We start from the raw sequence: 12,251 nt of genomic DNA on the forward strand, positions 1-12,251 counted from the left end.
GATTCACCGCCATCGCACCATGCACCGCCTGCCCTCGCCCTCCCTACCATCCCTGGCCCATGGCCGGGGTCCGGGCGCCTGCGCAGGCGCCGCATTTCGCACCGACTCTCCCTGATCCCGGCCTGGCGCAGCTTCCCCACACCGGGAAGCCAGGAGAGCGGGGCTGCCGGCCGATCCGGTGGCTGCATACCCAGCGTTTCCTGCGAGGCCCGCATGCTGAAGAATCCCGCGTCCAGATACCTTCCCTTCCCCGCCGTCGACCTGCCCGACCGCCAATGGCCTTCGCGCCAGCTGAGCCAGGCGCCCGTGTGGCTGTCCACCGACCTGCGCGACGGCAACCAGGCCCTGTTCGAGCCCATGAACCGCGAGCGCAAGCTGCGCCTGTTCCACGAGCTGGTGCGCATAGGCTTCAAGGAGATCGAGGTGGGCTTTCCCTCTGCCTCGCAGACCGACTACGCCATCGTGCGCCACCTGATCGACGAAGGGCTGATCCCCGCCGATGTGACACCCATGGTCATCACCCAGCTGCGCGAGGACCTGATCCGCGCCACGGTGGACAGCGTGGCCGGCGCGCGGCGCGCCATCGTGCACTTCTACAACGCCGTGGCACCGGCCTGGCGCGAGATCGTCTTCGGCATGCAGGTGCCCGAGATCATCGCCATGGTGGAGCACCACATCGCCCTGCTGCGCGAACTGACCGATGCCCATCCCGAGACCGAATGGGTGCTGCAGTACTCGCCCGAGACGTTCTGCATGGCCGAGCTGGAGGTATCGCTGGCCGTGTGCAACGCGGCCATCCGCGCCTGGGATGCAGGCCCCGCGCGGCCCATGATCATCAACCTGCCGACCACGGTGGAGGTGAGCACGGCCAATGTCTTCGCCGACCAGATCGAGTGGATGCACCGCCGCCTGGAGCGGCGCGAGCACATCGTGCTGTCCGTGCACCCGCACAACGACCGGGGCACGGGCGTGGCCTGCGCCGAGCAGGCGCTGCTGGCCGGCGCCCAGCGCGTGGAAGGCTGCCTGTTCGGCAATGGCGAGCGCAGCGGCAACCTCGATGTGGTGACGCTGGCGCTCAACCTGTACACGCAGGGCATCGCGCCGGGACTGGACTTCTCGGACATCGCCGCCGTGGCGCGCATTGCGGAGGAATGCACGGCCCTGCCCATCCACCCGCGCCACCCCTATGTGGGCGACCTGGTGTTCACGGCGTTCTCGGGCTCGCACCAGGACGCCATCGCCAAGGGCTTTGCGGTGCAACGGCCCGATGCGCCCTGGCGCGTCCCCTACCTGCCCATCGACCCGCAGGACCTGGGCCGCACCTACGACAGCATCGTGCGCGTCAACAGCCAGTCAGGCAAGGGCGGCATCGCCTTCCTGCTGCAGCGCGACCATGGCGTGACCATGCCCCGGCGCATGCAGGTGGAATTCAGCGCCGTGGTGCAGCGCCAGGCCGACGCCAGCGAGGCCGAGCTGGCCAGTGAAGACCTGTGGGAGCTGTTCGAGTCCACCTACCTCGCACCCCGGCAGCATCCCTGGCGCTACCACAGCCACCATCTGTTCGACAGCGCCAAGGGCCAGGGCATTGCGCTGGAAGTGGTGCGGACGGACGGGCTTCGAATGCAGCTGCATGGCGAGGGCAGCGGTCCCATCGACGCCGTGGCCGCTGCCATCGGCCAGCACCTGGGCGTGGCGCTGCGCATAGACCACTACGAGGAGCGCAGCCTGGGCCAGGGCGCCGGCGCCACGGCGCTGGCCATCGTCGAGGCCGCCCTGCCCGGCGTGGCGGGCACACGCTTCGGTGCGGGGCGCCATGCCAACATCGTGACCGCGTCCATCCTGGCCGTGCTGCATGCGGCGGGCCGGCTGGTGGCGGCGCAGCCGGAAAACCGGCGCGTACCTGCCCAAGCCTGAGGCGCAGCCTGAAAGGAGAAAAGGACCGCCGAGGCGGTCCTTTTCTCGTGCAGCTTTTGCCGGTTCAGCGCACGGCGCCCGGATAGGTTCCGGGCAGCAGGATGCTGCGGTCCACGGTATCGATCTGCGTGTGGCCGCAGAAGGCCATGGTGGTCTCCAGCTCCTTCTGGATGATCTGCAGGGCGCGCGTCACGCCATGCTCGCCGTAGGCACCCAGGCCGTAGAGGAAGCTGCGGCCGATCATGGTGCCCTGGGCGCCCAGGGCACGCGCCTTGAGCACGTCCTGCCCGCTGCGGATGCCGCCGTCCATCCAGACCTCGATGTCCTTGCCCGCCGCCTCGGCAATGCCCGGCAGCGCCTCGATGGACGAGGGTGCGCCGTCGAGCTGGCGCCCGCCGTGGTTGCTGACGACGAGCGCGTCGGCGCCGCTGTCGGCCGCCAGGCGCGCGTCCTCGGCGTCCATGATGCCCTTGAGGATGAGCTTGCCGCCCCAGAGCTTCTTGATGCGCTCCACGTCGCCCCAGTTCAGGCTGGGATCGAACTGGCTGGCGGTCCACGACGACAGCGAACTCATGTCGGCCACGCCATCCACATGTCCGACGATGTTGCCGAAGGTGCGGCGCTTGGTGCCCAGCATGCCCAGGCACCAGTGCGGCTTGGTCGCCAGGTTGGCCAGGTTGCGCAGCGTGGGCTTCGGTGGCGTGGACAGGCCGTTCTTGATGTCCTTGTGGCGCTGGCCCAGGATCTGCAGGTCCAGCGTCAGCACCAGGGCCGAGCAGTTGGCGGCACGGGCACGCTCGATCAGGCGCTCCATGAACCGGCGGTCGCGCATCACATAGAGCTGGAACCAGAACGGATGGCGGCCCGTGTGCTCGGCAATGTCCTCGATGGAGCAGATGCTCATGGTGGACAGCGTGAACGGAATGCCGAAGGCCTTGGCCGCGCGCGCGCCCAGGATCTCGCCGTCGGCATGCTGCATGCCGGTCAGGCCCGTGGGCGCGATGGCCACGGGCATGGCGACCTGCTCGCCGATCATGGTGGTGCGCGTGCTGCGCCCCTCCATGTTCACGGCCACGCGCTGGCGCAGCTTGATCCGGTGGAAGTCGTCCTCGTTGGCGCGGTAGGTGCCCTGGGTGTAGGAACCCGAATCGGCGTAGTCATAGAACATGCGCGGCACGCGGCGCTGGGCCACGACGCGCAGGTCTTCGATGCAGGTGATTTTGGAAAGGTCGGTGGACACGTTTTCTGGCTTTCTGGAACCCGCATGCCGCGGGACTGCCGAGCATGGTAGTGCCGTGCGCGGGCTCCGGCCACCCGTTCGGGTTTGAAGTGATTTGTGCGCCGATTGAAATTTTCTCTCTCGCAGCCCAACCCAGGGCTAACGCTAGTGCGCCAAACCGCCATGGGAGTAACGATCCGCCCCGCACAACATCCTAAAAACTCTTCAGGAGAAGCTCCTATGGTTTGGCAACAGGTCTACGACCCTCTTTCCAACATGTGGCTGTCCACACTGCTTGCGGCCATTCCGGTCGTGGTCATGCTGGTGGGACTGGGCTTTTTGCACATGAAGGCCCATCTGGCGGCCGGCGCCGGGCTGGTTGCCGCGCTGGTGATCGCGGTCTTCGTCTACAACATGCCGGCCGGCATGGCCGGGCGCGCGGCGCTGTTCGGCGGCTTCACGGGGCTGCTGCCCATCGGCTGGATCGTTCTGAACATCATCTTCCTGCACCAGCTGACCGAGAAGAACGGCAGCTTCAAGATCCTGCAGGACTCCATTGCCGGCATCACCGAGGACAGGCGCATCCAACTGCTGCTGATCGCCTTCGCCTTCGGCGCCTTCTTCGAGGGCGCGGCCGGCTTCGGCACGCCCGTGGCCGTGACGGCGGCCATCCTCATCGGCCTGGGCTTTTCGCCGCTGGCCGCCTCGGGCCTGTCGCTGATCGCCAATACCGCGCCCGTGGCCTTCGGCGCGCTGGGCACGCCGGTGATCACGCTGGCCAAGGTCCATGGCTACGACCTGATGGAGGTCACGGCCATGGTCGGCCGCCAGCTGCCGTTCTTCTCGGTGCTGGTGCCGTTCTGGCTGATCTGGGCCTTTGCAGGGCGCAAGGCCATGATGGAGATCTGGCCCATCATCCTGGTGACCGGCGTGTCCTTCGCCATTCCGCAGTACCTGGTGTCCAACTTCATCGGACCCGAGCTGGTGGACATCATCGCGGCCATCGTCTCCATGGTCTGCACGGTCGGCTTCCTGCGCATATGGCAGCCCAGGACCATCTGGCGCTCGACCTCGCTCAAGGGCCATGAGAGCAACGGCGGCGAGGCCCAGGCGCCCCGCGCCGTGACCCAGCACCCGCGCGCCGACGTGATCCGCGCCTGGACGCCCTGGGCCATCCTCACGGTCTTCGTCTTCATCTGGGGCCTGCCCTCGGTCAAGGCGGCGCTCAATGGCCTGTTCGCACCGGCCTTTCCCATGGAAGGCCTGCACAACATGGTCGAGAAGGTGCCGCCCGTGGTGCGCCAGCCCACCAAGGAAGGCGCCATCTACACGCTGAACCTGCTGTCGGCCACGGGCACGGGCATCCTGCTGTCGGCCATCGTGGGCGGCCTGGTCATGAAGTACAACCCCGTGCAACTGGTCAGCCAGTTCGTGCGCACCCTCTGGCTGGTGCGTTATTCGCTCATCACCATCGTGCTGATGCTGGCGCTGGGCACGCTGACGCGCTACTCGGGCACCGACACCACGCTGGGCCTGGCCTTCGCCAACACCGGCGTGTTCTACCCCTTCTTCGGCACGCTGATGGGCTGGCTGGGCGTGGCGCTCACGGGTTCGGACACGGCATCGAACGTGCTGTTCGGCGGCATGCAGAAGGTGGCGGCCGAGCAGCTCGGCCTGTCGCCCAACCTCATGGGCGCGGCCAACAGCTCGGGTGGCGTGATGGGCAAGATGATCGATGCGCAGTCCATCGTCGTCGCCTCCACGGCCACGCGCTGGTTCAACCACGAGGGCGACATCCTGCGCTACGTGTTCTTCCACTCCGTCGCCCTGGCCTGCCTGATGGGCATCTTCGTGACGCTGCAGGCCTATGTCTGGCCGTTCCGCCTGATGGTCAATTGAGCCTTGCGCATCTGCGTCAGGCCCCAGCCGCCCGCATGCGCCGGGCGGCTTTTTTGCGCCTGGGGTACGCATCGCTGCATCAACAGATGCGCAGCGGCATTTATGGTTGTACCATGCAACCATATTCAAACCCTGCACGGCCCCAAGGAGCACCCATGCCGCAGCACGATCTTTCCCTGGTGGACGACATCCGCGCCGCCTCGCGCCAGATGGTGCGCGAGCTGGGCTTCATGCAGGCCACGCTGGCGGCCACGGACTATCCGCCCTCGGCCGTGCACGCCATCCTGGAGATCGGCGCGCAGGGGTCCATGGCGGCCTCGCAGCTGGCCCAGGCGCTGGGGCTGGAGAAATCCAGCGTCAGCCGCATGGTGCGCAAGCTGGTGGAGGCCGGCGAGCTGAAGGAAACCGCCGATGGCGAGGACGGCCGCGTCAAGCGGCTGGCCCTCACCGCCAAGGGCCGGCGCACGCTGGCCGCCATCGAGGCCTTCGGGCGCCAGCAGGTGACGGCCGCGCTGGACCGCATGCAGCCGCCGCAACAACAGACGGTCTCGCGCGGCCTGGCCCTCTACGCCCAGGCACTGCAGGCGCATCGGCAGGAGGAGCCCCTGCCCGCACCCGCGCAGATACAGGTCCTGCCCGGATACCGGCCCGGCTGCATCGGCCGCATCGTGGAAATGCATGCGCGCTTCTATGCACGCCACGCAGGTTTCGGCGTCTTCTTCGAAAGCCGCGTGGCCAGCGGCCTGGCCGAGTTCGCTAGCCGGCTGGACAAACCCTGCAACCAGCTGTGGACGGCGCTGGACGGCGACCGCGTCGTGGGCTCCGTGGCCATCGATGGCGAAGACCTGGCCAAGCACCCCGAGGACCGTCAGGCGCACCTGCGCTGGTTCATCCTGGACGACGGCCTGCGCGGCGCCGGCACGGGGCGCCAGCTGCTGCAGCAGGCCCTGGCGTTCTGCGACCAGCAGGCCTTCGAGGCCACCCAGCTGTGGACGTTCAGCGGCCTGGATGCGGCACGCCGGCTCTACGAATCGTCAGGCTTCACCCTGGCCGAGGAATGGCCGGGCCAGCAATGGGGCGAGACCGTGACCGAGCAGCGCTTCGTGCGGGCTCGGCCCTGATGCTGCCCTGAGGCTGCCCTGGGGCCGCACTGCGGCGTTCAGCGCCCGCCCGCGCGCGAAGCCACCACGCCGGCGCCGCGCACCTCCACCTGCACGCTGTCCAGCACCTGCCCCTTGGCATCGACCAGTTCCAGCCGGTGGCGGCCGGGCCAGGGCATCCAGGCGGCGGCAGCACCCCGGCCGATCTCCTTGGGCGGCGGCTCGGCCGCGCCGGGCGGGGCGGCGCTGACCATGCGCCAGCGCAGGCTCGCGTCCTGCCATTCCTGCGTGGCGGCCGTGCCAGCCGGGCGGGCCGACAGCTGCACGCGCTGGCGGTCTGGCGGAATGTCGGGGTCCAGCGCGAGGATGGTGCCGTTGGCCGGGCGCGCAATGCGCACGGGCGAGGCGGCCGAAGTCCCGCGTGTTGATGCGGATGCGGCAGGCAGGCCGCTGCCCGCCATGGCGAACAGGCTCTGCTGCGTGCCTGCCACGAACCATTCGCTGCGCGCGCTCTCCAGCGGCAGGCCCGACGCATCGGGGCCGAAGCGCACGGCCTGCTGCAGCACGCCCGCCGGCGCCTTGGGCGCGCGGCTGGGTGTGCGGGCATGCAGGAAGCCCATCACGGCGGCCCAGACAGGTGCCGCGCCGCTGGTGCCGCTGACCGAGTGCATGGCCTCGCCGCGCGCATTGCCCACCCACACGCCCACGGTGTAGCGCTGCGACCAGCCCACGGCCCAGTTGTCGCGCATGTCCTTGCTGGTGCCGGTCTTGACGGCCGTCCAGAAGCGCGTGGCCAGCACGCTGTCGGTGCCGAAGGTGGGCGCGCGCGCCATGGGATCGGACAGGATGTCGCCCACGATGAAGGCCGCGCGTGCGTCGATGGCCTGCACGGGCGCAGCCGGCTTTTGCGCTGCGGACCCCTCGCCCGTGGGCTGCGCCGCCCAGCGCACGGGCGTCAGCTGCCCGCCGTTGGCCAGGGCGCGGTAGGCGTTGGTGAGCTGCAGCAGCGGCACCTCGGCACTGCCCAGCGCCAGGCTGAAGCCGTGGTAGCCGCCGCTTTCGCGCAGCGGCAGGCCCAGGCGCTGCAGTTGCGAGAAGAAGGCATCGGGCGTGACCATGACCAGGGTGCGCACGGCCGGCACGTTGAGCGACGACGCCAGCGCCGTGCGCGCCGAGACCCAGCCCTTGAAGCGCCGGTCGTAGTTCTGCGGGATGTAGAGCCCGTTCTGCGTGGGAATGTGGGCCGATGAATCCTCGATCAGCGAGGCCGCCGTCAGCCGCCGCTCGGCAATCGCCTGGGCATAGAGAAAGGGCTTGAGGGTGGAGCCGGGCTGGCGCATGGCCGTGACACCATCCACCTCGGCCGCCTGGCTCAATTCGCCCGACGAGCCCACCCAGGCCAGCACCTCGCCCGTGGCGTTGTCCAGCACGACGATGGCGCCGTCCTCCACGTTGCGGCCCTGCAGCTCGCGCAGTTGCTGCTGCAGGCTTTGCACGGCAAAACGCTGCACGGGCGCGCTCAGCGTGGAGCGCACGCGGGCCTGGCCTTTGGACTGCGGCTCGGCCAGCAGGCGGCGCGCCAGGTGGGGGGCCTGGCCTTCGCTGGCCGCCCATTGCCGGCGCAGCAGCACGCTGGCGGTGAGCAGTTCCATGGCCGTGCAGTCGCGCGCCGCCGCATCCTCGGGCGCCAGCGACTGCAGCACGCCGCAGGCGCGCCGGCCCACGCGCTCGGGCGAGGCGTTGGGCGCGCGCACCAGGGCGGCGGCAATGGCGGCCTCACGTGCGTCCAGCCCGTGCGCGGCCTTGCCGAACAGGGTGCGCGACAGCGCATCGATGCCCACGATCTCGCCCCGGAAGGGCACCAGGTTCAGGTAGGCCTCCAGGATCTGGTCCTTGCGCCAGCGCCGGTCCAGCACCTGGGCCGACACGGTCTGGCCCAGTTTCTGCACCACGCTGCGCCCGCCCGGGCCCTGGCGCCAGTCGCCGTCCAGCAGGCCCGCCAACTGCATGGTGATGGTGCTGGCGCCGCGCGTGCGCTGGTTCCAGAGGTTGCCCCAGGCGGCGGCGGACACGGCCGCCCAGTCCACGCCGCTGTGCTCGTAGAAGCGCTTGTCCTCGCTGAGCACCAGGGCCGTGCGCAGCGCGGGAGAGATGTCGGCCAGGGCCACCCAGTCGCCACGGCGCACGCTGGCGTCTGTGCGCTGGCGCTGCAGCACCTCGCCCTCGCGCGAGAGCAGTTCGGTCTCGGAGGAGCGGTGGCCTTCGCGGACTTCGGAAAAGCTGGGCAGCGCCTGGGCGGCACCGGCCGCCGCGAACAGCAGCGCGGCCGCCAGGGCCGCGCGGGGAAGACGCATGAAGGGGGAAGGTCGCCGGGATTCGATCATGGAGCCGGCATTGTCCGCCTTTGGGCCAGCGGCTCAGGAAGAATGGCGTATGCCCTTCTTGAGCTTGAAGGACAGCAGCACCATGAGCACGCCGAAGACCACCGCATACGTGGCCAGCACCCAGAGCATGGCCATCATGCCCGCGCCCGGCTGGGCCAGCACGAAGGCGCCGAACAGCACGGACAGCACGCCGCCCAGGATCAGCAGCCACTCGCCCGTGATCTCCTTGCGCAGCCGCACGGCCGCCACGATCTGCAGCAGGCCCGTGACCAGGGCCCAGGCGCCGATGTACAGCGTCATCACCAGGGCCGTGACGCCGGGCGCGACCACGGTGAGCACGCCCACCACCACGCCGGCCAGGCCCCACAGCAGCAGCACCCACCAATGGCGCATCTGGTCGCGCCCCTGGATGGCCGAATACACGCCCAGCAGGCCATCGACGAAGGTGAAGGCACCGAAGGTCAGCACCAGCGCCGCCAGCGATACCGCCGGCTGCGCCCAGGTCAGCACGCCGAAGGCGATGGCGACCAGGCCGCGCAGCAGCAGCACCCACCAGGTGCGGTGAAGAATCGTGGACAGCGGATTGGGGCTCATGGATGCTCCTTCAAAACAGTCCCCATGACCTTGGAGCAGGCCTGCGGCACTGTCTGTAGGCCAAGGCCGGCTTGGCGGCGGACCCTGACATGGATCAATCCAGTTGCAGCAGCACGGGCTGGTGGTCGGAGAGCCTTGTGTCGCTGTCCACGGCCCAGCCGCGCACATGGCCGCGCAGGCTGTCGCTGACCCAGGCGAAATCGCAGGCGCCGGGCTCGGGGCCCCACTGGCGGTCGAATAACCGGAAGGTGGGCGGCTGGGGCTGGTCCGGGTGCAGCACGCTCCAGCTGTTGTGCCACTGGCCGGCGCTCAGGGCGCCCTGCTCGCCGGCCGCCCAGGGGGCGGACAGGCCGGCGTATTCATCCTCGTGCGGCTCGAAGTTGAAGTCGCCGCAGAGCACGGCATGCGGCGTGTGCGGCTTGGTCTGCTGGGGCGAGCCGTCGCTGGCTGGCTGGGGCGGCGCCTCGGCCTGGCCCAGGGCCTCGATCTGCAGGGAACGCAGCGCCAGCGCCTGGGCCATGCGCTGGCGGCGCGAGAAATATTCGAGGTGGGTGCTCATCACGCGCACGGGGCCCAGTGCGGCATCCATCACGGTCACTGCCGTGCAGCAGCGCGGCATGCTGCGCACGCCGCCATCGTGCGGATACGGCAGGCGGTGATGGGCCACCCGCAGAGCAGGCAGGCGCGTGGCCACCAGGTTGCCGAAGCGCTGCCGGCCCACGGCCGTGAATTCGTCCACGGCCGCGCCGAAGAAGACCTTCCAGCCTTCGGGCAGGGCCGCGCGCACCTGCTCCACCTGGTCGCCGGGCGCGCCCTGCAGGCCCGGATAGTGGACGGCGATTTCCTGCAGGCACAGCACGTCGATATCGGCCATGGACAGCGCATGCGCCACGATGCGCTCCGGATCCATGCGGCCGTCCAGGCCCAGGCACCATTGGGTGTTCCAGGTGAGGATCTGCATCATGCGGACAGCGGCTCGCGCAGCTGGAACAGGTTGCCTTCGGGGTCCATGGCGTTGCAGACGCGAAAGCCCGGGCCCAGCCAGGACTGCTCCCACAGCTGGCCGCCATGGGCGATGACCAGGGGGCGCACGGCCGCAAAGCTTTTCACGGTGGCAAAGAACTTGATGGCCACGTTCTCGCGCGGCTGGGGTGGCTCGGTGATGGTGATGTGCCGCGCAATCGCCTCGGGAATGGCGTGCAGCACCAGTTGCAGGTCCGGCGACTGCAGCACCATGAGCTCGCTCGTGTGGTGCAGCATGCGCATGGCCAGCACCTCCATGTAGAACAGCGCCAGCCTGTCGGGCTGCTTGGCGTAGATGAACAGACCTGCGGATGCGGGACCGGACATGGTGGACCTCGGGGTGAAAGGCTGGGACAAGGAACTTTAGCACCGCCCTCACTTGATCCCCGCACGCATGAAGCTCTGCACGAACTGGCGCTGGAACAGCACGAAGGCCACCAGCAGCGGGCCCGAACTCATCAGCGTGGCGGCCGTGATGGTGGCCCACTCCACGCCAGACTCCACGCTGGAGAACACCTGCAGGCCCACAGTGAGCGGGCGCGCCTGCACGCTGTTGGTGATGATCAGCGGCCACAGGAAGTTGTTCCAGTGAAAGCTCACCGACACCAGCGCAAACGCCAGGTACACGGGCCGCGCCAGCGGCACGTAGACGCGCCACAGGATCTGCAGGGTGCTGGCACCCTCCACCCGCGCGGCCTCGTCCAGTTCCCGGGGAATGCCCAGGAAGGTCTGGCGCAGCAAAAAGATCGCAAAGGCCGATGCGAAGTACGGCAGGCCTATGCCCAGCAGCGTATCGACGGCGCCCAGTCGCGACACGGTCTGGTAGTTCGCCACCAGCAGGATGTCCGGCATGATCATCAGCTGCACCAGCACCAGCGCAAAGGCCAGGCCCTGGCCGCGAAAGCGGTAGCGTGCAAAGGCATAGGCGGCCAGCGTGCCCAGCACCAGCTGGGCCGCCAGGATCATGGCCACCAGCACGGCCGTGTTCAGGAAATAGCGCGTAAAGGGCGCGGCCTGCCAGGCACGGCGAAAGTTCTCCAGCGTCCAGGGCGCGGCCAGGTCGAAGCGTGCCGAGTATTCGGGCGGATGGAAGGCCGTCCAGAACGCATAGGCCAGCGGCAGTATCCACAGCAGGGCCAGCAGCCAGGCGGCCAGCGTATCCAGCCAGGTGGCGCCGTACAGCGCGGGCGGCGCATGGCGCGGGGCAACGGGTGCGGCGCTCATTGGTAGTGCACCTTCTTGTCGAGCACGAAGAACTGCAGCAGCGCCACGGCCGCCAGCACCACGACCAGCACCACGGTGATGGCCGCCGCATAGCCCGTGTCCCAGAACTTGAAGCCCACTTCGTACAGGTGGTAGAGCAGCAGCGTGGAGGCGTTGTCCGGCCCGCCGCGCGTGAGGATGAAGAGATGGTCCACCAGGCGGAAGGCGTTGATCACCGCATTGACCAGCACGAACAGCGTGGTCGGCATCAGCAACGGCCACTGCACGCGGCGCAGGAAGTACCAGCGGGAGGCCTCCTCGATGGCCGCCGCCTCCTTGAGGCTGGGGTTGAGGGTCTGCAGCGCGGCCAGGTAGAAGATCATGAAAAAGCCCGCCTCCTTCCACACCGCCACCACGGTCACGCAGGCCAGCGCAGTGGACGGGTCGCCCAACCAGTTGTGCGCGGGAAGGCCCAGTGCGCCGCGCAGCTGCTCCAGCAGCCCGTACTGCGGCGTGTAGAAGAACAGCCAGATATTGGCCACGGCAATCATGGGCAGCACCGTGGGCGTGAAATACGCCATGCGCACGAAGGCGCGGCCGGCCAGCCTCTCGTTGACCCACAGCGCCATGGCCAGCGCCAGTGCCATGGACAGCGGAATCGTGGCCGCCGCAAACCACAGGTTGTTGCGCACGGCCTGCCAGAACACCGGGTCGTCGGCCATCACGGCGTAGTTCTCCAGCCCCACCCAAGGCCCCGGCTGGCCGCCGCGCGGCGTGGCATGCAGGCTGTCGATCAGCGTGGCCACGGCCGGCCAGTGCGTGAAGGCCACCAGCAGCACCAGCGCCGGCAGCAGCATCAGCCAGGCATGGACGGCCTGGCGGCCGCGGACAAGGGAGGCGGGAGCGGAGCTCATG

At 68.9% G+C, this 12,251-nt stretch carries 10 protein-coding genes; 3 read left to right on the forward strand and 7 right to left on the reverse strand.

Annotated elements, in window-relative coordinates:
* Positions 1-213: 213 nt before the first annotated feature.
* On the forward strand, positions 214-1,914 hold the full coding sequence (locus tag ACF8O7_RS11210; protein WP_046241440.1) for a 2-isopropylmalate synthase: 1,701 nt from the start codon (positions 214-216) through the stop codon (positions 1,912-1,914).
* 64 nt (positions 1,915-1,978) lie between these two features.
* Here ACF8O7_RS11210 and ACF8O7_RS11215 read toward each other — a convergent pair whose 3' ends face one another.
* Positions 1,979-3,154, reverse strand: coding sequence for an alpha-hydroxy acid oxidase (locus ACF8O7_RS11215; protein WP_016447837.1), 1,176 nt, complete (start codon positions 3,152-3,154; stop codon positions 1,979-1,981).
* Positions 3,155-3,373: 219 nt separating this feature from the next.
* On the opposite strand from ACF8O7_RS11215, the gene ACF8O7_RS11220 reads away from it, so the two are divergent.
* Positions 3,374-5,032 carry an L-lactate permease gene (locus ACF8O7_RS11220; protein ID WP_392443361.1) on the forward strand — a complete coding sequence of 553 codons (1,659 nt, stop codon included), beginning with the start codon at positions 3,374-3,376 and terminating at the stop codon, positions 5,030-5,032.
* A gap of 155 nt (positions 5,033-5,187) precedes the next feature.
* Entirely contained in the window at positions 5,188-6,153 is a 966-nt protein-coding gene (locus ACF8O7_RS11225; protein WP_275824370.1) for a bifunctional helix-turn-helix transcriptional regulator/GNAT family N-acetyltransferase, read from the forward strand.
* Between the two features lie 38 nt (positions 6,154-6,191).
* On the opposite strand, the gene pbpC is transcribed toward ACF8O7_RS11225, so the two are convergent.
* From pbpC to ACF8O7_RS11255, 6 genes are all read right to left on the reverse strand, one after another.
* A complete protein-coding gene (pbpC, locus tag ACF8O7_RS11230; RefSeq protein ID WP_126310848.1) occupies positions 6,192-8,516 on the reverse strand; it encodes a penicillin-binding protein 1C in 2,325 nt (774 codons plus the stop codon).
* Between the two features lie 33 nt (positions 8,517-8,549).
* Complete coding sequence (locus ACF8O7_RS11235; RefSeq protein WP_012207099.1) at positions 8,550-9,110, reverse strand: HdeD family acid-resistance protein; 561 nt, start codon at positions 9,108-9,110, stop codon at positions 8,550-8,552.
* Between the two features lie 94 nt (positions 9,111-9,204).
* Entirely contained in the window at positions 9,205-10,074 is an 870-nt protein-coding gene (locus ACF8O7_RS11240; RefSeq protein WP_392443365.1) for an endonuclease/exonuclease/phosphatase family protein, read from the reverse strand.
* Complete coding sequence (locus tag ACF8O7_RS11245; protein WP_016447842.1) at positions 10,071-10,460, reverse strand: glyoxalase/bleomycin resistance/dioxygenase family protein; 390 nt, start codon at positions 10,458-10,460, stop codon at positions 10,071-10,073. Before ACF8O7_RS11245 ends, ACF8O7_RS11240 begins: the two co-directional genes overlap by 4 nt.
* 48 nt (positions 10,461-10,508) lie before the next feature.
* A complete protein-coding gene (locus ACF8O7_RS11250) occupies positions 10,509-11,357 on the reverse strand; it encodes a carbohydrate ABC transporter permease (protein ID WP_209672076.1) in 849 nt (282 codons plus the stop codon).
* Complete coding sequence (locus ACF8O7_RS11255) at positions 11,354-12,250, reverse strand: carbohydrate ABC transporter permease (RefSeq protein WP_392443367.1); 897 nt, start codon at positions 12,248-12,250, stop codon at positions 11,354-11,356. The genes ACF8O7_RS11250 and ACF8O7_RS11255 overlap by 4 nt, the downstream gene beginning before the upstream one ends.
* Between the last annotated feature and the right edge of the window lies 1 nt (position 12,251).

The sequence above is a fragment of the Delftia sp. WSY_16 genome, from assembly GCF_043104415.1.
Classification (GTDB): domain Bacteria; phylum Pseudomonadota; class Gammaproteobacteria; order Burkholderiales; family Burkholderiaceae_C; genus Comamonas; species Comamonas tsuruhatensis.